The organism is Nonlabens sp. MB-3u-79 (assembly GCF_002831625.1).
Taxonomy (GTDB): domain Bacteria; phylum Bacteroidota; class Bacteroidia; order Flavobacteriales; family Flavobacteriaceae; genus Nonlabens.
On the sequence record NZ_CP025116.1, the window covers coordinates 809,384 to 833,680 of the forward strand.

A 24,297-nucleotide genomic window follows, 5' to 3' on the forward strand; every position below is an offset into this window, starting at 1 on the left:
AGGCGTTGACTATTTTATCACTTAGTTAACGCCTTTTTTATTCAATACACAGTAATATTACCACATGGATATATCTAAAGAATTTGAGAAATTTGCCGTAAAAGATCAGGGAGTAAATCCTATGTATTACGATAAAATAATGGGTACGATGTACCCAACTAACTTGACTCCTAACATCATTGAAGAGCGCCAGATGAATGTGGTTGCTATGGACGTGTTTTCACGTTTAATGATGGACCGTATTATTTTTATGGGTCAAGGAGTAAACGATCAAGTAGCAAACATTATACAAGCGCAACTTCTTTTTTTAGAAAGTGCTGATGCTAATAAAGACATACAAATCTACATCAACTCGCCAGGCGGTAGCGTTTATGCAGGACTTGGAATCTATGACACCATGCAGTTTATAAAACCAGACGTAGCTACTATTTGTACCGGTATGGCTGCAAGTATGGGTGCTGTTCTATTATGTGCTGGTGCTGCAGGAAAACGTAGCGCATTGCCACACAGTCGTGTGATGATTCACCAAGTTTCTAGTGGGGCACAAGGTCAGGCAAGTGATATTGAAATTACTGCTCGTGAAGTAGTGAAATTGAGAGAAGAATTGTACACCATTATTGCAAAACACTCTGGACAGACTTATGAAAAAATCAATGAAGACTCTGATCGTGATTACTGGATGAAATCAGATGAAGCTAAGGAGTACGGAATGATTGATGAGGTTTTAAGAAGAGATTAATTCATCCTTTTCACTAGCTATATATCACTGATAAGATAAGTTAAGATAGGATTATTGTAGTAATTCCGCTTTCGCGAAAGCGATAAAAGCAAGATCTCAATAACCTTATTACAGACAGTGAGAACCGTTTTAATAGTTAAAAAACGGTCCCTATTTAAAAGACACTGGTCACCGTGTCAAAAACAAAAATATGAGTAAAGAACAACTAGAATGTAGCTTTTGTGGACGTAATAAAGCAGACACCAATCTGCTTATTGCAGGACTGGACGCGCATATTTGCGACCGCTGTATCGAGCAGGCTCATGGAATAGTTTTAGAAGATACTTCGGTAGAACAACCAGGTGTTTCTGATGCAGAGTTGGAACTTAAAAAACCTAAGGCCATAAAAACTTTTCTTGATGAGTACATTATAGGTCAGGATTTTACTAAAAAGGTGATGTCTGTAGCCGTTTATAACCACTATAAAAGGCTGTTACAAAAAAATACTGATGACGATGTAGAGATACAGAAGTCCAATATCATGATGGTCGGGCAAACGGGAACTGGTAAAACGCTTATCGCAAAAACCATTGCCAGAATGCTTAATGTACCCCTCGCTATAGTAGACGCAACCGTGTTGACGGAGGCGGGTTATGTAGGAGAAGATGTAGAGAGTATCTTAACTAGATTGTTACAAGCTGCCGATTACAACCTAGAAAAAGCACAAACTGGGATTGTCTTTATAGATGAAATTGATAAAATTGCCCGTAAAAGCGATAATCCATCTATTACCAGAGATGTTTCTGGTGAAGGAGTGCAACAAGGTTTATTAAAATTACTAGAAGGAACGGTTGTCAACGTACCGCCTAAAGGTGGACGAAAACATCCGGATCAGAAGTTTATTGAGGTCAACACAGAAAACATCTTGTTTATTGCCGGTGGAGCTTTCGACGGTATCGAGAAGGTCATACAAAAACGTATGAACATGCAGGCCGTAGGTTTTAGCGCGAGTATGTCTAATGATGGTGTGGCAGAAAAAGATAATTTATTACAATACATCATCCCTAAAGACATCAAAGATTTTGGTATGATTCCAGAAATCATAGGTCGTCTTCCTGTATTGACCCATATGGACCCATTGGATGCCAGGACTTTAAGAGCTATTCTTACAGAGCCTAAAAACGCCATCATCAAGCAATACAAAAAGCTTTTTGAAATGGACGATATTGAGTTTACCATAACTGACGATGCACTTTCCTTTATAGTAGAAAGAGCTGTTGAATACAAACTTGGTGCACGTGGATTGAGATCTCTCTGTGAAGCCATTTTAACAGATGCTATGTTTGATATGCCTGGAAGCAATGAGAATAAATTAGAGGTCAGTAAAGACTATGCAGAATCAAAACTCAACAAAAAAGCAATACAGAAATTGAAAGCGGTGAGTTAAGTAGTATCATAATAGAAAAACAAATATCCTTTGCGTTTTATAATGTAAAGGATATTTCTTTTTTGTGTGCAATCATCTTAAATTGCACACGTTAAATAAACTAGTGAAAAAGCATCTCTTACATATTCTAATCGTACTTGTTATAGCCATCACTTTAGTGCAATGTGCTAAACGAGGTCAACCTACAGGAGGCCCTGTAGATGAAACGCCGCCTGTAATTTTACGGGCTTATCCTGATAACTATACCAGAAATTTTAAGAATCAGATTATTGAGATTCAGTTTGACGAATTTGTAAAACTCAAAGATTTACAAAAACAACTGGTGATCTCACCACCTTTGAAGACACGACCTATCATTACGCCTCAAGGAAGTCCTGCCAAGAAAATAACGATTCAAATAACCGATACCCTAAAAGATAACACGACCTATGTGCTTAATTTTGGACAAAGTATTGTAGATCATAACGAAGAGAACCCTTATCCATTTTATAAATACGTCTTCAGTACTGGTAAAGTGATTGATTCCTTAACCTTAAAAGGTGAGATAACCGACGCACTACAATTTGAAGCAGAAGAATTTGTCAACGTGCTACTTTACGAAATCAATGAAGCATATACCGACAGCATTATTTATAAAGAATCGCCTCGATATGTGCTCAACACTTTAGATAGTCTGACGACGTTCACGATGGAAAACCTTAAAGAAGGGACTTATAAAATGGTCGCATTAAAGGAAGAAAATAGCGATTTACGTTTTGACCCTTTAAGAGATAAAATGGGTTTTGTATCTGAAACAATTAAGGTTCCTAGTGATGAGGTTTATGAACTTAAAATGTACCAACAAGAACTTGATCCTAGTATTAAGAAAATCACTCAAGAAGCGCAGTCTAGACTCTATGTAGGTTATACAGGTAATGTGGATTATCTGAAAATCAACTCAGTAGACAAGAGTCTTATTGCACAAAGCCGACTCACCCAACTAGATAAAACAGACAGCTTGCAATATTGGTATCGACCTGCATTAAAACAAGATTCCTTGATGCTTTCTACCGTTTTAAACGAAGAGGTGCAGGAATTCAATGTTCGTTTAAAGGAGCTTAAAAAAGACAGTTTAACACTGAGAAAGGAAAACGATTTCTCTTTAAGAAATCCAGCTAGTTTTACCGCTTCTACTCCTATTGAAAAAATGGATACCAGCTTTATGAAGCTTATAGATAAAGACAGCTTACAACTATCCTTTACTGCCAGACTGGACCGCCTTAAAAACAGAGGTTTCATAGATTTTGAGAGACAGGAAGAACAGAAATACAACCTTCGCCTTTTTCCAGGTGCCGTAACTGATTTCTATGGAGAGAAAAACTCGGACACCTTGAGTTACACCTTCAGTACATTAAAATCCACACAATTAGGAAACTTTAGCATCACTCTTAAAGGCGGCAGTTCTTTTCCTGTTATCATTCAAGTCACTAAAAAAGACCTCAGTGTAGAAGCCGAGGTGGTGGCAAATGAAAATGGAACTTATGATATCTTTTATCTCACCCCAGGAGAATATTATATAAGAGTCATTTACGATACCAACGCTAACGGAAAATACGACCCAGGTAATTTTTTAAAAGGCATACAACCTGAAGAGGTAGTTTACAATCCTGAATTGATCAAATTGCAAGCCAACTGGGATAGAAAATACACACTTAATTTAAAGTAAACCCATCGCGATCTTCTAGAAAACGCAATTTAGATCGGTTGTTCTCTATTTCAGATTTGTGGACTTCTATGGTTTGAATCCCTTCTGTTTCCCATGGATGATTTAGTAATTCATGACCTAGCACATTATAAACTTGTGAATGACCGTTATAATCCATTCCAGTTCCATCAGTCCCTACTCGGTTAACTCCTATAGAATAACTCATGTTTTCAATCGCTCTTGCCTTTAAAAGCGCATCCCAAGCACTGACTCTAGGAACAGGCCAGTTAGCTACATAAATAACCACATCATAGTCTTGCGTATTTCTAGCAAAAACAGGGAAGCGTAAATCATAACATATCTGCAAGTTAAATTTCCAACCTAGATAGGTCGCTATCACAGGTTTTTCTCCCCGATCATACACCTTGTGTTCTCCAGCAAGAGTAAACGTATGTCTCTTGTCATAAATAGTAGAAGAGCCATCAGGCCGCATAAAAATACCTCGGTTTACAAAATGATCTGCCTCCTGAAACATCACACTTCCATAAAGAGCAAAGCCGCCTTCAATAGCATGATCTTTTAAATAATCCAAAATACCTGAATCGCTAGCAAGACCTTCTGGTTTCATAGAAAAACCAGTAGTAAACATTTCTGGAAGTACGACCAAATCAGTTTTGCCGTAGAGAGTTTCCAGTTTTTCTGAGAAACGATCTAAGTTTACTTTAGGGTCTTCCCAGACTAGAGAGGTTTGTATTAAGGATACTTTTAAAGTGCTTTTTTCCATAATTAAAAATTAGTAGGCAGTAGGCAGGGTCATTTTAAGGTTGCTGCGCAACTTAAAATGTAAGTAGGCAGGATTCAACACAATCCTTTGCACCTGTATTGAAAGAATTTCAAATAGTGATAACAAAATTTTCATTGGCCTGCATACTAAATACTTACATTTTATTTTTACGAAGTGAAACATAAAATGACCCTGCCTACTACCAACTCAACTAAGAGTTCATAATTTCCTCAATCTCATCAGCTTCAATAGGTATGTCTCTCATCAAATTAAATGGAGCACCACTATTATTGATCACTAAGTCATCTTCTAGTCGGATACCAAAACCTTCTTCGGGTATATAAATCCCCGGTTCTACAGTAAATACATTTCCTGCTTGCATAGGTTCCCATAGAATCCCAGAATCATGAGTATCCAGACCTATATGGTGTGAGGTACCGTGCATGAAATATTTTTTATAAGCTGGCCAGTTGGGATCTTCATTTTGAACGTCAGCTTTATCTAAAAGGCCTAATTCTAGCAACTCTCCTGTCATAATTTTACCCACTTGTCCATGGTACTCTTTCCATAAGGTTCCAGGCACCAGCATTTTGGTTGCTTCATTTTTTACTTTTAGCACAGCGTTGTACACCTGTTTTTGTCTTTCTGTAAAACGACCATTAACAGGAATTGTTCGGGTCATGTCGCTGGAATAGTTGGCATACTGTGCACCAGCGTCAATCAACATCAAGTCACCACTCTTACATTCTTGGTTGTTTTCTATATAATGCAACACATTTGCATTATTACCACTAGCAATTATAGGTGTGTAAGCAAACCCGTCACTACGTCTTCTTATAAACTCATGTAAAAACTCAGCTTCAACCTCATATTCCATAACACCAGGCTCTACAAAATTCAAAACACGGCGAAATGCTGCGTTGGTAATATCACAAGCCTTTTGCATCACATCAACCTCAATTTGGTCTTTTACCGCACGTAATCGTTGAAGAATTGGAGCAGCCTTTACATAATTATGTGCTGGGAATTGAGCTTTAGTTTTTTTGATGAATCGATCTTCACGAGTTTCTAACTCCACCGCCTGGCGGTAATGCTCATTAGTATTGAAGTAAATGCTGTCGCATTGCGTCATCATTTCAAAAAACTTCTTGTCAAAATCACTCAGCCAGTAAACGGTTTTGATACCTGTAACTTCTCTCGCTTTTTCTTTAGTGAGCTTCTCTCCTTCCCAAACCGCAATATGTGCATTTGTCTCTGTAACAAAAAGCACTTCTCTATGCGCTGGATCTGGACATTCTGGAAACAACAATAGGATGGTATTCTCTTGATCTGCACCACTTAGATAAAATATATCTCTGTTTTGAGAAAAAGGCAAAGTACTGTCTGCTCCTGTTGTAAAAACATCATTGGAATTAAAAACAGCAAGACTAGATGGCTTCATTTTGGCCATGAAATTCTTTCTGTTTTTGATAAAAAGATTCGGATTTATAGGATGGTATTTCATTGTAAGGTCTGTAAATAGGTTTAAAAAAGATGGAAGGAGACCGCTTTCGCACTGAATCAAGTTCAGTATAAGCTTCTATTTTTTAAAGAAAACAGAAAGCAGAATTACCACAAGCAGCAAGGTAAGAATAGACCAGTAGATAGCAAAGGAAACTAGAACTCATTAACGTAAAAGTAGACAGTCCTAGCGAATGACACTCTGTTAAGAGCGCTTTTTTTTCTTGCGATTCTTGATAAACGTAATAACTAATAATAGCACGATCAAAACGGTAATACCGATGATAAAATATCTTGCAGTTTCCATATGTATTTAAGGTTGGTTGGTTCTATAAATTTAAATAAAAGTTGGCAATAAAAGTCACTCTTCAAAATATTTAAGAGACCTCCCCACAAAGTTTGTGTATTGACATTATTAATTGAAATCTATATAATCAACTATCAATCAACTATTCTACCCCTTGAAAAAGTGAAAAGTCATTTCAAATTCAATTTACTGGTTCAAGTTCAGCCTCAAAGTCCTTATCTTTAAAGTCGAAAATAAAAAAACGCATCATGAAGAAAATTCTTTCTTTTCTGTTTATCAGTTCCTTTATTATATCCTTTGCTCAAAACCCTGCGGCAACAGCTGCCAGTGAAATTCAAAATAGTTTGGAAAAAATGGAGCAAATGGCCTCCTCTTCTCCATTCAAAAACTTGGAATTCAAAAACATAGGACCTACAGTAATGTCTGGCCGTGTCGTAGACGTAGATGTAAACCCAACAGACCCTACCGAAATGCTCGTTGCCTATGCCAGCGGCGGATTGTGGCATTCTAATAATAATGGAACCAGCTTTACTCCTATAATGGATAACGCTGGCACGATTAATCTTGGTGATATTGCAGTAGACTGGAATTCCAAAACGATCTGGGCAGGAACTGGAGAGAATAATTCTAGTCGCAGTAGTTATGCTGGAATAGGTTTGTTAAAGTCGACAGACTGGGGTGAAACCTGGAGCCAACCTATGTTAACCGATTCTCATCATATAGGCCGCATTTTAATCGACCCTAAAAATACTGATCATGTAGTGGTTGCTGTTACTGGACCTTTATATTCTACCAGTGAAAATCGCGGAATTTATACTACAAAAGATGGTGGATCCAACTGGGAAAAAACTCTTTTTGCTACTGATATGGCAGGTTTTATTGACCTTGCTGCTGCACCAGAGAATTTTGATATTATGTATACTGCGAGTTGGGAAAAAGACCGTAAAGCATGGAATTTTGATGGAGATGGGACTGCCAGTGCAATTTATAAAAGCACTGATGCAGGGCAATCCTGGACTAAAATAACCACAGAAGCAAGTGGCTTTCCTGTTGGAACGGGTGTGGGGCGTATAGGTCTTGCAGTATATGATGCTAACACGGTTTATGCCATTCACGATTCTCAATTTAGAAGACCTAAAGAAGATACTGATGTTAAAACAGAAGGCCATCAAGACCTTTCTAAAGATGATTTTAAATCCATGTCCAAAGAAAGTTTCCTTAAGCTTGACGATAAAAAACTCAACACCTTCTTAAAACAAAACGGCTTTCAAGAAAAATACCGTGCACAAAACGTAAAAAATATGGTGCGCGTAGGAGATGCCACCCCTCTAGATGTAGCAAAGTACCTGGAAAATGCTAATACACAACTTTTTGACACACCTGTAAAAGGGGCTGAACTCTACCGTTCTAACGATGGTGGGAAAACCTGGAATAAAACTCACGAAGGACAAATAGATGGCGTATTCTACAGCTACGGCTACTACTTTGCTCAAGTAAGAGTGGATCCTAGCGATGTCAGTCATGTTTACGCTATGGGAGTTCCTATCATTAGATCAGATGATGCTGGAAAAACATGGAAAAGCATTTCTAAAGAAAATGTACATGCAGACCATCATGCCTTATGGATCAACCCAAACAAACGCGGTCATATTATCAACGGTAATGATGGCGGACTCAACATTTCTTACGATGATGGTGAGACCTGGATCAAAAACAACTCTCCTAGTGTAGGACAGTTTTATGCGATCAATTATGATATGGAACAACCATATAATGTTTATGGTGGCTTACAAGACAATGGTGTTTGGGTAGGTCCCCACGATGCAAGAGAAAATAGAGCTTGGCATCAACAAGGACAGTATCCTTGGGAAACTATAATGGGTGGCGACGGAATGCAAATTCAAATTGATTCTAGAAATAGTGATATCGTTTATACGGGCTACCAATTTGGTAATTATTACAGAATTGATCGTGAAAAAGAGAAACAGACTTACATACAGCCTCGACATGAACTAGGGGAATCTCCTTATCGCTTCAATTGGCAAACTCCTATTCTATTAAGCTCCCATAACCAAGATATTCTTTATCTAGGTAGTAATAAATTACACCGTTCCATGAATCAAGGTGACGACTGGACAGCAATATCCCCAGACCTTACTCAAGGTGGGAAAGAAGGTAATGTAGCCTATGGAACACTGAGTTCCATCAGTGAATCTCCATTTCAATTTGGTTTGATATATACCGGCTCTGATGATGGATTGGTTCAAATTACAAAAGATAGCGGCGCGAGCTGGAACGCGATCAAAGGAGACTGGCCGGCAAACTTATGGGTAAGCCGTGTGGTAGCTTCTCTACATAAAAAGGACCGTGTTTATGTGACCCTTAACGGTTACAGGTTTGATGACTTTAGCACTTATGTTTATGCGAGTGACGATTACGGAAAAACCTGGCGCTCCTTAGGGAAAACACTTCCTACTTCTCCAGTGAATGTGATTATCGAGCATCCTAAAAAAGAAAACACCCTATTCTTAGGAACTGATAATGCCAGTTACATCAGCACTGATACAGGCGCTTCCTGGAACTTATTAAACAACGGCATGCCACCTGTTGCTGTTCATGATATAAAAATACAACCTGTAAGTAATGATTTATTGGTAGGTACGCATGGTAGATCTATTTACACAGCCAACTTAGATGCTCTTGAATTGATGGGTAAGAGTGGTTTCGCTTTCGCGAAAGTGAATAAAATAAGAGCTTCTTCCAGATATGGATCTCAAGGCTTTATGTGGAGTGAAGGGCCAGAGCCTAAAATAGAGCTCACTTTTTACACAAAAATGGCAGGAAAAGTAAAAATAGAAGTCCTTAATGAGAAAGGGAAAACCATATATGAAGATGCAACTCTGAGCAGTAATGGTATTAATTTTTACACGTATAATGGTACAGTTGGCGCCTATGCTTTAAAGAGATTTGACAAAGAAAACAGACCTGAAAAAGCAGAAAACGGAAATTATTACCTGCCTAAAGGAATTTATGCTATCAAATTAACTGGCAATTCTGGAAGTGCTAGTCAAGAATTAATCGTAGAATAAACCTATGAAGAACTGCCTTATCCTTATAGCTGCTGTTACCTTCATGATCAGTTGTGTTGAGGAAAACAGACCTCAAACCAATACCTTTCTTATGAAAACGACCATACAGCTAGAAGACGAACAGATCTATATTGACCTTTCAAAACCGCTAGACATCAGTCTTGCAATACAAAATAATGCGGGCGTAGGCGCCTGGTATATTGACCAGCCGCAAATTAAATATGTAGAAGTAGATGGTTATGTGGGCAATGTAAAATTGGGCGGTTCAACTAATTTTAACAATGTTCATTTTAATCCGCATAGTCATGGGACACATACCGAGTGCATAGGTCATATTACAGAGGAATTCCACAGTGTAAATGATGCGCTCGACAATACTTTTTTTAAAGCTCAATTGATAAGTGTGACACCACAAGAATTAGATGGCGATCTAGTGATCAATGAATCAGTGACAACAGTTTTAAAGTCTGGAATAAAAGCTGTCGTTCTAAGAACTTTACCCAATCCAGAAAGTAAGAAAAGTAAAAACTATTCTAACAGCAATCACCCGTATGTAAATGCTGGATTGATGTTACGCTTTCGCGAAAGCGGTATTCAACACATTCTAATCGATCTTCCTAGTGTGGATAAAGAGAAAGACAATGGTGCGCTACTGGCTCATAAAGAGTTTTGGAATTATAATGGTGAGCAACGACTTAACGCCACCATTACAGAATTGATTTATGTTCCTGATCACATAAAAGACGGCGTCTATATGATGGACCTTCAAGTAGCTCCTATAGAAAATGATGCTGCCCCTTCACGTCCTATTCTGTACGAGATATTGTAAATTTGTTTTATGGATGTATTATTTTTTCTGAAACAAGTATTAGGAGCGATCGCATCATTTTTAATATTCAAGCTGCTTTTTAAAGGCGGTAAAAAAGAGAAAACTCGGGAACAAAGTGTGGTTCTTATGGAAAAAATACGCCGGGTATGCAAATTCATAACAATGGAAAGAGATTTTTCTGAAGTCTCCCATTACCAAAATGTAAAAGACAAAATAGCTAACTTTCTCTTAGGTATAAAGAAGGCCGTTATTTTGATCAAAGCACAGGCTCGTATAGGTTTGGACCTGACTAAAATCGAGATGGAAAGCACTCCAGAAAAAAAAACCATACGTCTTAAAAATTTCTCGAGGCCACTCATTCTAAGCATAGACACAGACTTTAGTTATTACGATAAGCTGGAAGGATGGGCCAACAAATTTACCAGTGAAGGCCTTGCCGAAGTAACACGTAATGCCAAGCAACACATTATTGATAAGGTTACTGAAAGCAGTCTTATGGATCAGGCAAAAAAAGAAGCTGTACTCGCTATTAAAATGATGGAAGGACTTGCGGCTGCTATAGAATGGACCCCAGCATACAACGAGTTAGTTCTTGAGGAGGCGCTGCAAACAAAAAAACTAGATTCTTAATGGAAATAGACGAGCTAAGGGATTATTGCCTTTCAAAAAAAGGAGTGACAGAAGAATTCCCTTTTGATGAGGTGACCCTAGTTTTTAAGGTAATGAATAAAATGTTTTGTCTTGCAGGGCTGGAAAAATGGGAGCGTGGAGAAAAAACAATTAATTTAAAATGCGACCCAGAAAAAGCAATAGAACTACGAGAGCGATACGATGGAACCGTAATCGGCGGTTTTCATTCTAATAAAAAACATTGGAATACTATTTATACCAATCGCGATATGCCCCGAGAAAAATTGCAACACTGGATCGATCACAGTTATGATCTTGTAGTCTCCAAGCTCACCCGTAAGGATAAAGAAATTTTAAAAACCTTCTAAAAGAAAGATAACCCCAACATACATAATATGACATTTTATAAACCTGCATACATTTAATTATAGAGTGATCTGTATACAACTCGCTCCACAGGCATTTTTAGAATGCTATATCCAATAACAAATAAAATAACACCCTTGGAATCAAAACTCCACTCCTTTTATAAAGAGCGTATTGCTCAATTTACAGCTTCCAGCAATCGATTACAAAATCAATTGCGGCTTTCTAGTACGATTAGGTTTCTGGTATTTATTGCTGGCGCTATTACTATATACTTCCTTTCTGATTTTTGGCAATACGCCATTCTAAGTGGTTTTGTGTTTTTTGGAGCCTTTCTGTTTCTAGTTTCTAGACATGAAAACCTCAAGCGCAAACGTGATTTTCAAATCGGCTTAAGGGATATTAACGGTAAAGAATTACAAATTCTAGATCGCGATTATCAAGGTTTCCCAGCGGGTAAAGAATTCTTGGCAGATGATCATGAGTACAATCGTGATATTGATCTTTTTGGTACGGGTTCTATATTCCAGTACTTAAATAGAAGTGTGACTAAAGATGGTGTGATCTCACTTGCGCAAAAACTCAACAGCAATGACATCAAGGACATTGAAAAAAAACAAGAAGCAGTAAAAGAGCTGTCGGGTAAAGTTGACTTCCGACAAGAGTTTTGGGCAACAGCCGCTTTACTGGACCGAGATCGCGATCCTAAATCCATGCTGGGATGGGTTAAAAACTACCAAGCTTTTGTTCCCAAAGTATTCTCCTGGTTATGCTGGTTATGGCTGGCTCTTAGTATCCTCACCTTTACTTTGTATTTCTACGATTTGGTTTCTGGTTATATTCCATCTGCTGTCTTTTTTGTAGGCATAGGAATTACTGGAAAATATATAAAAAGGATCTCTGCTTTTTCTGCCAACATCAGCAGTCTCGAATTGTTTTTCAGTCAGTACAGTCAGTTGATTTTAGCTATTGAACAAGAGAGTTTTGAAAGCGAGTTGCTCGTTGGTTTAAAATCCCAAATCACTACGGATGGTTCACCAGCTTCAGAACGTTTTCACCAACTCGCCCGAGCGATAGGAAGGCTGGATCAAAGAAACAACATGCTTTTTGGTGTAGTTGCAAACGGTTTAGGCCTTTGGGATTTAAAGCAAGTCTATACGATTGAACAGTGGTTGCAAGAAAACGCCTTGCATATGGAGCACTGGTTACAAGCTGCAGCAGAAGTTGATGCAATGAGTTCGCTAGGTAATTTTGCCTACAACCATCCTCATTACACCTATCCTACTATTGTAGAAGGAAGTTTTCAGTTAAAAGCTTCCCAAGCACATCATCCATTATTGGACCCTAAAAAGTCTATAGGAAATGACATCGACATTTCTTCTGGCGAGTTCTTTATCATTACTGGGGCTAACATGGCTGGGAAAAGTACGTTCTTAAGAACCGTCTCCATGAAGATAGTGCTGTCTAACGCAGGTTTGCCGGTTTGCGCACAAGAAGTCACTTACAGTCCTATAAAACTCATTACAAGCATGAGAACTAGCGACTCGTTAACTGATGATGAATCCTACTTTTTTAGCGAGTTAAAGCGTCTCAAATACATGGTGGATAAAATAGAAACCGATCGGTATTTTATAGTTCTCGATGAAATTCTTAAGGGAACCAACAGTCAGGATAAAGCTAACGGTTCTCGTAAGTTGATTGAGAAGCTCTCCAGAAAACATGCGACGGGAATCATCGCTACACACGATCTGAGTCTTACTGAAGTGGCTGACGAATACGACAGCATTTCTAACTACTTCTTTGATGCCGACATTACTAATGACGAACTCACTTTTGATTACAAATTCAAAAATGGAGTCGCCACTAATATGAACGCGAGTTTCTTATTGAGGAAAATGGGGATCGTAGATGAGTAGGCAATAGGCAATAGGCAATAGGCAATAGGCAATAGGCAAAAATTTCTATGACTTTTAAAAAAAAGTCATAAAAATTTTTATGTGTGTATTAGCCCTATTGATTTCTTTTTTTAAAGAGACTCATTAATCTTATAGAAGATATCATAAATCACAATCCCTGCACAAACGGAGATGTTGAGACTGTGTTTTGTACCGTATTGCTCTAACTCTATAACTTCTTTACATGCATCTACTACATCTTGCTGTACCCCTTTCACTTCGTTACCTAAAACAACGGCTACTTTCTGACCTTTTCCTGGTGAGAAATTGTACAGGTTTTGAGAACGCTCTGCTTGTTCTATCGCACAGGTGGTATAGCCTTGTAGGTTGAGTTTATTTACTACATCAATGGTGTCCTCTGCATATTCCCAATCTATAGTTTCTGTAGCACCAAGTGCCGTTTTTCTAATGTCTTTGTGTGGTGGTTGTGCTGTAATACCGCATAAATAGATTTTCTCGACACGATAAGCATCTGCACTACGGAAGACCGAACCTATATTGTTTAAACTCCGTACATTATCCAATACGATGACTAACGGTGTTTTATCACTTTCTTTAAAACTTTCTACAGTCAGTCGATCCAGTTCTTCGTTCAGGAGTTTTCTCATGTGTCAAATATAGTAAGATCTGTTTGTGGGAAATGACTTTATACACATTCCAACCTTTTTTTTGAAAGTATTTAGCCCCATTTAGTGCTGTAATAAAAGCAGATTATCTCTTTAAAGTAAAGTGCCCGCCAAAGCTTTTGGGAGTTCTATTCTCTTCATAATCTACTTGAAACCAATAATCTGAAGAGGCTAATGGCTGCCCATTATAAGTACCGTCCCATCCTATTCCTGTCGGATCAACTTGAAATGATAAATTTAGTTATGCTTTCGCGAAAACGGTAAAGTAAAAAGGACAACTATAAAGCTGTCCTTTTAAAAAGTATTTTAAGTTGTCTTCTATAAGTTTACCGCAGGACAATTACAACTCCATCTGTCTTTTCTACATAAAAAGTCAATCCCTAAAGTAATCTGATGGAATCCGCCATTTGCAAATTGTATATCACCAAACTGGTAACTGTAATTATAACCAAAAGTAAACTCCTTATACTTGATCCCAAAAATAGGAGACAGAAGCGATAAATTTTGCTCTTGTACGTTATCCCCATCCAGATACTCAGCTCCATCAAAACTCTGACGATAAGAAAGTCCCATATACATTACGCTATCATCATTTAGATCATAATAAGCTTTTAGGTTAACATCCATAAACTGCTCTGCTGTACGATCTGTACGCTGGTATAACACCGATGGCTCAAATTGCCAGTCGTTATTACGTGGAGCAAATAAATAACCCAGAGTTGCTATATAACGACGCTGGTTGGTACTTTCAAAACCTTCTGAATAGATCTCACGGTTTTGGAAAAGGGCATTCTTAACTGTAAAATGTGCGTAGAATTCTTTGTAGAAATAAGACATTCCTATATCAACATTAAAGTAAGAATCACTTCTAAGAACGCCTGTTATGATAGGGTCAAAATCACTAAGATCAAAATCAGACTCATCCAGTCTACTTTGTACCATACCTACGTTCATACCGAAAGAAAGACGATTTAAATCTTCAAACCCTCCACCTACTTGTAGGTGATATGCATAAGAAAGATAGGCCCCCGTCTGCGAGTGGTAACCGTTCTTATCGTTGAATAATATAGCTCCTATACCACTATTTTCCCCTACTCCAGTGTTAAAACTTAATGTTTGCAGGTTAGGGGCGTCTTCTTGATCAAACCATTGCTGACGTACTGTCCCTCTAACTTTACCACAAGCCGCTGCTCCTGCCATAGAAGGATGAAGTAGATAATAGTTATCCATTAAGTAATCTAAATAAACTGGAACACCTTCTTGTGCAATGGTTAGCTGACCACTAAAAACGACAGCTAATAATATGAATAGTTTTTTCATGTTTAGGTTTATGTAACTTCTTAACGCAAAACGCCTTAAAAATGTTTTATCTTTTGTGTTTCTTTGATTGATGTCATAAAATGAAACAAAATAAATTGTTTGGGCGCATTTTAAAAAATCAAGCATTAATTCGGTACAACTTCAAAGAATACCAAAGGATTCAAATATATAAATTTTTGGTCTAGGATATGGATTAATACGAATTATGTTGACGCTACTAAGAATTAATATAGATTTAATTCAAAACCAGCCCTGTTATCGATTATTGAATACCATTTATAGTATTTATCAATGGCATGTATCATGACATATCATCCTTGCTAGGCTTATCTTTGTTCCATATCATAATAATCATGGAGAATCATCAAATTAAAATAGTTCCTACGAGTAATGAAGCGATCATTAAATTTGAGAGCAATCATTTTCTAGTAAAAAATCACAGTTACGAATTTAAAAATATAGATGAAGCAGGTTCATCCCTTCTTGCGCAGCAGTTGTTTTATCTGCCATTTGTGAAAACAGTTTATATCGCACAAAATTTTATAGCAATAGAGCGTTATGATATTGTTTCTTGGGAAGATGTGCAGACCGAAATTTCAGAACAAATAGAAAACTATCTAAATAGTGGAGAACTCCTCGTAAAAAAGGATGAAGAAATAAAGAAAGTGCCGGTAACTGTTTACGCTGAAGCAACACCCAATCCTAATGCCATGAAGTTTGTGGCTAATAAAAAACTTACTGTAAACAATAAAGAGTTTAAAAGCATCAATGATACAGAGGTTGACACTCTTGCTAGAAATCTCTATACCTTCCCTTTTATTAAAGAACTTTATGTGGGTGAAAACTATATATCTATTCAAAAGCACGACGTTATATCATGGGATGAAGTGACTCATGAAGTGCGTTCCTTTATAAGAGAGTCTTTAGAAAGCGGCACTTCAATAGGGGAAACAAAGCATAAAAGCGCAGCGATAGTTAAAGAAAAAGGAGAGTCTGTGGACTTACCCAAGTTTGAGAATCTAAACGATATTTCTAAAAAAATAGTTGAAATTCTAGACGAATACATCAAACCAGCCGTTGCTAATGATGGTGGTAATATTGTGTTTGAAGGTTATGAAGAAAGTAGTGGTGAAGTGAGGGTTATTCTTCAAGGAGCCTGCAGCGGTTGCCCTTCCTCTACCATGACCTTGCGTAATGGTATTGAAACCATGCTTAAAGAGATGATTCCTGGTAAGATAGAACGAGTAGTTGCCTTGAATGGTTAGAAAATTGTACCTTTTATACTTTATAAAGATACAATTATGGCGGTCTTGAAAGTAATAGAAGTGCTAGCAAACAGTGAAAACAGCTGTTGAGCGTGCTTCTAAAAGTGTAGAAAACATACGATCAGTTTACATCAATAAACAAATTGCTCAGGTGAAAGACAGTAAGATCACAGAATATAGGGTGAACGTAAAAATCACTTTTGTGGTAATGTGATTTTCTTTGGCAAGATATTTGAAGATTACCAATTCAACAAAAACAAATTATTATGAAAAAATCAATCCTTAGCTTATTATTTGCAGGCGCATGTTTAACCGCAATGGCGCAAGACATTAGATCTATCTCTTCTGACGGTGGAGTAAGAATCGATATGAATCTCTATCAAAACACAACAGCCACTATTAATCAAAGTAACTTAACTTATTCAGGTAATCCTTTTATCGAAGAAGATCTTAAAGAAGGTATCGTTACTATAGGTGAGGACAATAAACAAGTTTTTTTTATGAGATATAATGTGCTTAATGAGCGTATTGAATTTAGTAAAACAAATGATGTCGCGACTTTAAAAGCTTTGCCTAAAATTGAAGATCTTGTGATACTACTTGAAGGGAAAACTTATCAATATATTGAAAGCGGAAATTTGCCGGCTGGATATTATGAAATCGTAAAAGCATTTGATGCTGATACATTTTTACTAGTAGAGCATGACAAAAATATAATGGAAGTAGAACAAAAGTCTTCTTACAACTCTGGCCAAAAATCAAAAATTAGGAGTAGTGAAACCATTTTCTTTTTTGATAATAAAAATGCTATCGAAATTGACAATCATAAAAAGCGTAGTGTAAATGCTTTTCCTGAATCTACTCAATCAGAATTGAAAAGCTTTATCCAAGATAATAAGATCAAATTTAATGATGATTACAAAGGCTTAATTGCTATAATTGATAAGTATATCACTTTATAATTATTTGCATTAATCCTGCCTTAAATTCTTTAAGGTAAAAAGGTTCAAAATAAGCGACATCTACGGTGTCGCTTATTTTATGCTTTTCTATGGCAAGGTCACACAAAGTTATTGAGGCAGGGTTTGAAGTGATGTACCTGTGCTGTTCTTCTTGAATCAACTCTCTAAATTTTTCTATTCCAGTACCTATAAATGTTAGCTTTCCGCTTTCGCGAAAGCGAGAAAAACTTTCTTTTTCTAATATTACTGCTGACACTTCTTGAACGACTTCCTTGGCGTGATATTTGTCTATTTTATTATTCAACAAAAACAAATTATTATGAAAAATCAATCCTAAGCTTATTATTTGCAGGCGCGTGTTTAACCGCAATGGCACAAGAGAATGGAATAATGGCAGATATGAATCTCTATTCAAGCCTTTCAAGCATGCCAGCCACCCTTCCTCAAAGTAATTTAACTTATTCAGGCGATCCTTTTATCGAAGAAGATCTTAAAGAAGGTATCGTTACTACAGGTGAGGATGATAAACAAGTTTTCTTCATGAGATATAATGTTTTAGAACAACGCATAGAATTTAGTGAAACTAATGAAGTAGAGACTTTGAAAATGTTACCTAAGGAAGATAACATTCTTATTCAACTAGCTGGAAAAACATACCAGTATCTTAATGTAGGGAATTTACCTACTGGATATTACGAAATCGCTAAGACATTTGATGAAGACACCCTCTTGTTAGTTCAACATGAGAAAACTATTTATAAAGCAGAACAAAGAAACTCTTATAATTCTTCCCAAAAATCAAAACTTAAAAGCAGTGAAAAGATTTACTTTCTCTATAATAAAGATGCTATCGAAATTGAGAATCACAAAAAGCGCAGTGTAAAAGCTTTTCCTAATTCTACTCAATCCCAATTAAAAACTTATATCAAAGAAAATAATATTAAGTTTAACGACGATTACAAAGGTCTTATTGCGTTGATTAACAAGTATATAAATTTATAATCACCCCTTTATCCAGCTTTAAATTCTTTAAGGTAAAAAGGTTCAAAATAAGCGACATCTACGGTGTCGCTTATTTTATTCTTTTCTATGGCAAGGTCACACAAAGTAGTTGCGGTAGGGTTTGAAGTGATGTAGCTATGCTGTTCTTCTTGAATCAACTCTCTAAATTTTTCTATTCCAGTACCTATAAATGTAAGTTTTCCGCTTTCGCGAAAGCGAGAAAAACTTTCTTTTTCTAATATTACCGCAGACACTTCTTGTAGGATTTCTTCCCCTTCAAAAACAGCAGCATAGACTTCCATTCTTCGAGCATCAAGCATAGGAACTGTAATACCTGAAGAGGTGTTTTGCTTGCTCAAAGATTCTAATGTACTGATGGCTATCAGTGGGATATCCAGCGCATAGCACAATCCTTTTGCTGAGGCAACTCCTATACGCAATCCCGTATAAGAACCTGGACCTTCGCTTACAGCAATAGCATTAAGATCTTTGGTAGAAAAATTATTGCGAGATAAAATCTCCTCTATATAAATATGCAAACGTTCTCCATGACTATAACCGTCACTGTTATCTTCTAGTACGTCCAGACAATTGAGAATTCCACAATCATTTTGAAAGGCTCCATTTTCAGTCGCAAGCGCAACAGAACAGTTTGTAGAAGTTGTTTCTATACATAATATTAAGGACATGACTAGGCTGCTTTGTCTTCTTCAGAAGAGGTTGTTTTAGAGTCTTTATCTTTTTTTGTACTTACCGCTTTTCCTGATTTTAAAGTCTTTGTAACTGTTCTATAAGGTCCAGTAATTACTTTTTCTCCTTTTTCAAGGCCAGTGAGTACCACTATATTTTTATCATCTTGGATACCTGTAGTTATCACTCTTAACTTGGCTTTGCCATTTTGCTCCAGATAAACACATTCAAATTTTTTATCACTTGTAGATAGGTCCCTAGAACTTTTTCTGCTTTCTAGAGTATCATTTTTAATGACGATAGAGCTTATAGGAATGGCAATCGCATCTTTCTTTTCTCTTGTGATAATGTCCACAGTAGCAGTCATTCCAGGTTTAAAAGGGCTGTAGTTGTCACTTTTACCTTCTAAAAGTTCTTTATAGCTATCCGGTAGGATTCTTACTTTTACTTTAAAGTTAGTCACTTGATCTGCACTTAGCGATCCAGTAGCGGTGTTGGCAATTTCAGTTACTTCTCCTTGAAATTTTCTTTTTAAGTAGGCATCTACTTCAACAATGGCTTTGTCGCCTACTTCTATCTTAACGATGTCATTCTCATTCACATCTACCTCAACTTCCATTTGAGAAAGATCTGCAACACGCAGTAATTCTGTTCCTGCCATTTGTTGAGTTCCCACTACTCGCTCTCCTAACTCGACTGCAAGTAAGGAAATTGTTCCCGTCATAGGGGCGAAAATGCTGGTGCGACTTAAATTATCTGTAGCTTCATTAACAGTAGCTCCTGCACTTTGAACTGAAAAATACGCAGAACGTTCTGCGGCTTTTGCTCTTTGATAAGCAGCAGTAGAAGCATCAAATTCTGATTGCGAAATCACTCCTTTTTCAAAGAGTTGAGAAGCACGCTGGTAATTTGCCTTTGCTTCTACAAGACTTGCTTTTGCTTGTTCAAAACCGGCCTTAGTATTAGCAAGTCCAGCTTTTGATCTGCTTACGCTAGATTGTAATAAATCTGGATTGATCTTAGCAAGAAGGTCTCCCTTCTGAACTGATTGACCTTCTCTTATAGGCAATTCAATAATCTCACCTGGTACTTCTGGAGATATACTCACCTCTACTTCTGGTTTGATTTTTCCTGTGGCACTCACCGTTTCTGTAACATCCATGGTGGTCACTTCCATAACCTCTACCGATATACCTTCGTCACTATTAGCAGCAACCATTTTGTAGCCGAGATAGCCCAGTACAACAACAGCTATTAGTATTACTATAATAATTATTGCTTTCTTCATAATTGATGGTTTATAATCTTAACTCGTTAACAGGTATACCGAAATACAATTCCAATACTTTTAAATTAAATATGTACTGGTATTTTGACTGGATCACTTGATTTGCTGCACTTACCACTTGTTGCCTACTTTGTTCAAAATCAAAGGCATTAAGCAAGCCTACGTTATATCTTTCTTGAGAATATTCAAAGGCTGTTCTTCTAGCTTCTAGTGTTTTTAAGGCACTTGCGTATGCTACTTTAGAACCTTCAGCATCTGTATAAGCTCTATAAACTAAAGCCTCTAAATCTAATTTTGCTTGTTGTTCTGCAATATTTGCGCGCTCTAAATTAATTTTTGCTCGGTCTACTTGATTTCGTGTAGAAAAACCGTTAAATACAGGAACATTAAGAGAGATTCCATAAGAGATCCCATCTAATAAATATAACTGATCTATAATTGCAAGATCGGTATCTTCTTGTGCGTTAGTATTATAATTAAGAAATCCAGTTACCGTAGGAGAATACCCTGATCTAGCGATTAAAAGGTCTTGGGTGGAAAGCTTTTTATTTATTTCAGCTATCTTGATTTCACTACGAGTATCTAACGCATTGTTGACGACTTGATCCACTTCATTATCTAAAATAGTAGTTACTGGTACCGAATAGTCTACTTCTGCCACATCAAAATTCTCATAATCTTCGATCATAAGCAGTTGAGCTAAATTTAGTTTTGAAATAGTAAGGCTGTTCTGCGCGGTAATTATTTGTTGATTTTCACTCTCATAAGTAGCTTGAATTTCTAATAAGTCACCTCTAGGTAAAGATCCTGCTTCGACTAGATTTTGAGTTTGCTTAATTTGTGAATTAGTAACTTCGTGCTGCTTTAATAAGACTTGTAAGTTTTCCCTATTGAAAAGTACATTCAAAAAAGTATTTGCAACGTTAACAGCTGTGTTATCAATTAAATTTTGCAATCTATAATCAGCTGCCTCAGCAGAAAGGTTGGCGCGTTTATACTGTCTAAAACTCCTCAAACCGTCAAAGATGGTCACTCCAGAACTTGCTCCACCAGATAGGTTGGTCCTTTTATTATTTTGAAAACCAGAAACTGGATTAAATTGGAAACCCTGAGATACGGTCCTTCTTGCAGATAAGTTCAACGAAGGTAAAAAATTACCTAATGCATCTCGCTTTTCTACTACCGCAACCTCTTTATCTAATTCTCCGTTTTTTATGGAGATATTCTTGTCTATAGCTTGTTGGATACACTCTTGCAAGGTCCATCCGTTATTCTGTTGCGCTTTCGCGAAAGCGAAACTAAAAAGAACAATGCTGCAAATTATTAACTTCTTCATAATATGGTTATGTCTATATGTAGATCTAAGATGTGATTTGTTACAAAAAAATATTATCCTCCGAATCCACCACGTCCAGCAGGGAGTTTTAAGGCATTCCAAACTTTGATGTTATCCCCTTCTTTTACTCCAGAAAGTACTTCCACGTTTATACCGTTGCTCAATCCCAATTCGATATCACGACGTTCAAACTGTTGATCCCCTATCTCGATTTCAACATAAGGTTTTTTAGTCTCTGGATCATATTGCACCAGTGCCTCTTTGATACTCAACACGTCATCTCTTCTGTCTAAAATAATACTAGCATTTGCACTTAAGCCTGCTCTTATAAACGTGGAGTCTTGTGTCGCTTTAAGAGTTCCTTTAATAGCAAATTGAATAGCTCCATTCTCTGCAATTCCTTTAGGTGCCACATAATCTAAAATAGCGTCAAACTTTTTATTGTCAAAAGCTCCTACGGTAATTTTTAGTGCGAGACCTTCTTTAATCTTCCCTACTTCACTTTCATCTACCTTTCCTTCAAAGATCATTTTATTCACATCAGCAATCATGGCGATGGAAGTACCTTCATTAAAGTTATTGGACTCAATAACTTGATTTCCTTCTTTCACAGGAACGTCTAGCACCATTCCAGAAACGGTTGCACGTATAGATGTTTGTGCATAGTTCCCAAGACCAGCGGTAGTCCCCGTTCTTATGATATCATAGTTTTGCTGTGAACCCCTTAGACTTACCTGCTCTTGCTTGTAACGTTGCAAAGCGTTGTTATAAGCATTTTGAGCCAGGTCAAATTCGTTTGCAGAAATCACTCCTTTATCAAAAAGGGATTTCTGTCTGTTAAAAATGGCCTTTTGATTATCTAGTGCTAGTTTTGCTGTTTCTACAGATGTTCTCGCTCCTGCGATATTATTTTTAGCACTAGTCAGAGAGGACACATTAGGTACTACTTTAATATCTGCAATAAGGTCTCCTGCTTTAACTAAATCACCTGCCTCGACATGGATCTTATCAATAACACCAGAGATATTAGGTTTGATACTAACCTCCTCTTTTGGCACAATGCTACCTGTTGCCACGGTCTCTTTGATAATGGTTTCCTTGGTAGGTTGCTCAGTGGTATAGGTAATAGGATCTTCTCGATCTTTTTGCCAGATGTAATAAATCCCTGCTGATGCGAGCAGCAAAATTATAATAAGTGTGATGACGGTTCCTGTTCGTTTCATTATGATTGCTTAGTTGTTATTCTGTTCTTAATGCATCTACTGGTTTCATAGTAGTTGCTCGTGATGCTGGTATAAATCCAGCGAGTAATCCTGAGATGGTTAATATGATTAATGCTATGATGATTACAAAAATATTTACTGATGGATTGGCAAAATTATCCATAGGACCACTTTGTTCCAGCACATAATTCATTATCCAAATAAATCCAGATGCAAAAGCAATTCCAGCAAGACCAGAAACCAAGGTTAGCACTATTGATTCTTGAAGAATTTGCGCTTTTATGTTCCATGGAGTTGCCCCTAACGCACGGCGCACTCCTATTTCATTAGTTCGCTCTTTAACTACAATTAGCATGATATTACTAATTCCTATTCCTCCTGACAGCAGTACTAAAGCGCCGACAAAATAGCCGACAAAATCAAGTATATTGAATAGCCCATTAAACTTTGCAAATTCCTCTGCAACATCATTATTTCCTATAGCTCTGTTATCAGTTGGGTGAACACTGTGTTGCTCCCTCATCACATCAATCACTTGCTCTTTAATAGACGTGATACTAACACCATCATAAGCAGTTAGCGTCATCCATCTTACCTCATCTGCAGAGTTAAAAGCTTTTCCAAAAGTGGTAAAAGGAATAAAAATAGTATTGGCCTCTTCCTCACTATCTCCGTTAGTATTAGGATTATCAAAAACACCTACCACCTTAAAGTTGACTCCTTGAAGTGTGATATAGGAACCTATAGGTTCTTCACCTATATCATATAGTGCTTTTACAACGTCTACACCTATTACGGCACTTTTCATTTCTTTCTGAATGTCAGAATAGCTTAACCACCTTCCTTTCAGAATATCCATATATTGTTGGTTAATGAATTCTGGATAATCTCCATTTACCTGAAAAGCACCAGTTTTTTCATTACGCGTAACGTTATTGGCTCCTCGATAACCACCTAGCTGTTGTCTAGGAGTTACATATTTTAAAGCAGGTAATTTTTGTTTAAGAGCTTCTACGTCGGCTAGTTTAAATTGTATTCTACGACCCTTATTCATTCCTTTATAAGGAATAGAAGTGCTTTGCCCCCAAATGTACATCGTATTAGTTGCTCTATTGGCAAATTGAACGCTGACACCTGTTCTCAATCCATTAGTAAGAGCCAGTAATGCAACTAGGATAAAAATCCCCCAAAAAACTCCAAACGCAGTTAGTAAGGTTCTCACTTTATTTGCATTGAGCGCCTCTAATATTTCATTCCATCTATCTTTATTAAACAT

Annotated in this window: 21 protein-coding genes and 2 pseudogenes; 12 read left to right on the top strand and 11 right to left on the bottom strand. The window is 37.1% G+C overall.

From position 1 onward, the window contains the following. Positions 1 to 64 precede the first annotated feature (64 nt). The 3 genes from CW736_RS03610 (at position 65) to CW736_RS03620 (ending at position 3,870) form a co-directional block, all read left to right on the top strand. Positions 65 to 739: a ClpP family protease gene (locus CW736_RS03610; protein ID WP_101012611.1), complete on the top strand. Its 675-nt coding sequence runs from the start codon at positions 65 to 67 to the stop codon at positions 737 to 739. Positions 740 to 929: 190 nt separating this feature from the next. Then, positions 930 to 2,165: an ATP-dependent Clp protease ATP-binding subunit ClpX gene (gene clpX / locus CW736_RS03615; protein ID WP_101012612.1), complete on the top strand. Its 1,236-nt coding sequence runs from the start codon at positions 930 to 932 to the stop codon at positions 2,163 to 2,165. 103 nt (positions 2,166 to 2,268) lie between these two features. Then, the gene (locus tag CW736_RS03620) at positions 2,269 to 3,870 is read left to right on the top strand and encodes an Ig-like domain-containing protein (protein ID WP_101015017.1); all 1,602 of its coding nucleotides are present in this window, start codon (positions 2,269 to 2,271) and stop codon (positions 3,868 to 3,870) included. Here the strand turns inward: CW736_RS03620 and CW736_RS03625 are convergent. After that, positions 3,857 to 4,633: a nitrilase family protein gene (locus tag CW736_RS03625; protein WP_101012613.1), complete on the bottom strand. Its 777-nt coding sequence runs from the start codon at positions 4,631 to 4,633 to the stop codon at positions 3,857 to 3,859. The two genes, CW736_RS03620 and CW736_RS03625, sit on opposite strands and share 14 nt — an antisense overlap. A gap of 211 nt (positions 4,634 to 4,844) precedes the next feature. Further along, positions 4,845 to 6,137, bottom strand: coding sequence for an aminopeptidase P family protein (locus CW736_RS03630; RefSeq protein WP_101012614.1), 1,293 nt, complete (start codon positions 6,135 to 6,137; stop codon positions 4,845 to 4,847). A gap of 551 nt (positions 6,138 to 6,688) precedes the next feature. On the opposite strand from CW736_RS03630, the gene CW736_RS03635 reads away from it, so the two are divergent. From CW736_RS03635 to CW736_RS03655, 5 genes are all read left to right on the top strand, one after another. Further along, positions 6,689 to 9,529, top strand: a complete 2,841-nt coding sequence (locus CW736_RS03635; protein WP_101012615.1) for a WD40/YVTN/BNR-like repeat-containing protein — start codon at positions 6,689 to 6,691, stop codon at positions 9,527 to 9,529. A 4-nt stretch (positions 9,530 to 9,533) separates the two neighbouring features. Continuing rightward, positions 9,534 to 10,358, top strand: coding sequence for a cyclase family protein (locus CW736_RS03640; RefSeq protein ID WP_101012616.1), 825 nt, complete (start codon positions 9,534 to 9,536; stop codon positions 10,356 to 10,358). Positions 10,359 to 10,367: 9 nt separating this feature from the next. Beyond that, positions 10,368 to 10,988, top strand: coding sequence for a DUF4230 domain-containing protein (locus CW736_RS03645; RefSeq protein WP_101012617.1), 621 nt, complete (start codon positions 10,368 to 10,370; stop codon positions 10,986 to 10,988). Then, positions 10,988 to 11,356 carry an MmcQ/YjbR family DNA-binding protein gene (locus CW736_RS03650; RefSeq protein ID WP_101012618.1) on the top strand — a complete coding sequence of 123 codons (369 nt, stop codon included), beginning with the start codon at positions 10,988 to 10,990 and terminating at the stop codon, positions 11,354 to 11,356. Before CW736_RS03645 ends, CW736_RS03650 begins: the two co-directional genes overlap by 1 nt. 135 nt (positions 11,357 to 11,491) lie before the next feature. Beyond that, positions 11,492 to 13,270 carry a MutS-related protein gene (locus CW736_RS03655; protein WP_198519337.1) on the top strand — a complete coding sequence of 593 codons (1,779 nt, stop codon included), beginning with the start codon at positions 11,492 to 11,494 and terminating at the stop codon, positions 13,268 to 13,270. Positions 13,271 to 13,380: 110 nt separating this feature from the next. Here CW736_RS03655 and CW736_RS03660 read toward each other — a convergent pair whose 3' ends face one another. From CW736_RS03660 to CW736_RS03670, 3 genes and pseudogenes are all read right to left on the bottom strand, one after another. Next, positions 13,381 to 13,917, bottom strand: coding sequence for an RNA methyltransferase (locus CW736_RS03660; protein ID WP_101012620.1), 537 nt, complete (start codon positions 13,915 to 13,917; stop codon positions 13,381 to 13,383). Between the two features lie 103 nt (positions 13,918 to 14,020). Then, a pseudogene (locus CW736_RS14350) lies at positions 14,021 to 14,152 on the bottom strand (T9SS type B sorting domain-containing protein); the annotation flags it as partial. Positions 14,153 to 14,253: 101 nt separating this feature from the next. Then, positions 14,254 to 15,255 carry a type IX secretion system membrane protein PorP/SprF gene (locus CW736_RS03670; RefSeq protein WP_101015019.1) on the bottom strand — a complete coding sequence of 334 codons (1,002 nt, stop codon included), beginning with the start codon at positions 15,253 to 15,255 and terminating at the stop codon, positions 14,254 to 14,256. Between the two features lie 353 nt (positions 15,256 to 15,608). Here CW736_RS03670 and CW736_RS03675 point away from each other — a divergent pair, with 353 nt between their 5' ends. The 3 genes and pseudogenes from CW736_RS03675 (at position 15,609) to CW736_RS03685 (ending at position 17,482) form a co-directional block, all read left to right on the top strand. Further along, positions 15,609 to 16,520, top strand: a complete 912-nt coding sequence (locus CW736_RS03675) for a NifU family protein (protein ID WP_101012621.1) — start codon at positions 15,609 to 15,611, stop codon at positions 16,518 to 16,520. 36 nt (positions 16,521 to 16,556) lie between these two features. Beyond that, positions 16,557 to 16,734 (top strand): annotated as a pseudogene (locus CW736_RS03680) (dodecin family protein). A gap of 52 nt (positions 16,735 to 16,786) precedes the next feature. Beyond that, positions 16,787 to 17,482: a hypothetical protein gene (locus CW736_RS03685; RefSeq protein ID WP_101012622.1), complete on the top strand. Its 696-nt coding sequence runs from the start codon at positions 16,787 to 16,789 to the stop codon at positions 17,480 to 17,482. On the opposite strand, the gene CW736_RS03690 is transcribed toward CW736_RS03685, so the two are convergent. Continuing rightward, a complete protein-coding gene (locus CW736_RS03690; RefSeq protein WP_198519338.1) occupies positions 17,472 to 17,786 on the bottom strand; it encodes a hypothetical protein in 315 nt (104 codons plus the stop codon). The two genes, CW736_RS03685 and CW736_RS03690, sit on opposite strands and share 11 nt — an antisense overlap. 65 nt (positions 17,787 to 17,851) lie before the next feature. On the opposite strand from CW736_RS03690, the gene CW736_RS03695 reads away from it, so the two are divergent. Continuing rightward, a complete protein-coding gene (locus CW736_RS03695) occupies positions 17,852 to 18,484 on the top strand; it encodes a hypothetical protein (protein ID WP_101012623.1) in 633 nt (210 codons plus the stop codon). An 8-nt stretch (positions 18,485 to 18,492) separates the two neighbouring features. Here the strand turns inward: CW736_RS03695 and tsaB are convergent, their stop codons facing one another. Genes tsaB through CW736_RS03720 form a run of 5 tightly spaced genes read right to left on the bottom strand, consistent with a single transcriptional unit; the run spans position 18,493 to position 24,297 of the window. Beyond that, positions 18,493 to 19,173 (bottom strand): tRNA (adenosine(37)-N6)-threonylcarbamoyltransferase complex dimerization subunit type 1 TsaB, encoded by a 681-nt coding sequence (tsaB, locus tag CW736_RS03700; protein ID WP_101012624.1) that lies wholly within the window; start codon positions 19,171 to 19,173, stop codon positions 18,493 to 18,495. A 2-nt stretch (positions 19,174 to 19,175) separates the two neighbouring features. Then, on the bottom strand, positions 19,176 to 20,462 hold the full coding sequence (locus tag CW736_RS03705; protein ID WP_101012625.1) for an efflux RND transporter periplasmic adaptor subunit: 1,287 nt from the start codon (positions 20,460 to 20,462) through the stop codon (positions 19,176 to 19,178). A 10-nt stretch (positions 20,463 to 20,472) separates the two neighbouring features. Next, on the bottom strand, positions 20,473 to 21,798 hold the full coding sequence (locus CW736_RS03710) for a TolC family protein (RefSeq protein WP_101012626.1): 1,326 nt from the start codon (positions 21,796 to 21,798) through the stop codon (positions 20,473 to 20,475). Positions 21,799 to 21,851: 53 nt separating this feature from the next. Beyond that, a complete protein-coding gene (locus tag CW736_RS03715; protein ID WP_101012627.1) occupies positions 21,852 to 23,021 on the bottom strand; it encodes an efflux RND transporter periplasmic adaptor subunit in 1,170 nt (389 codons plus the stop codon). A gap of 16 nt (positions 23,022 to 23,037) precedes the next feature. Further along, a complete protein-coding gene (locus tag CW736_RS03720; RefSeq protein ID WP_101012628.1) occupies positions 23,038 to 24,297 on the bottom strand; it encodes an ABC transporter permease in 1,260 nt (419 codons plus the stop codon).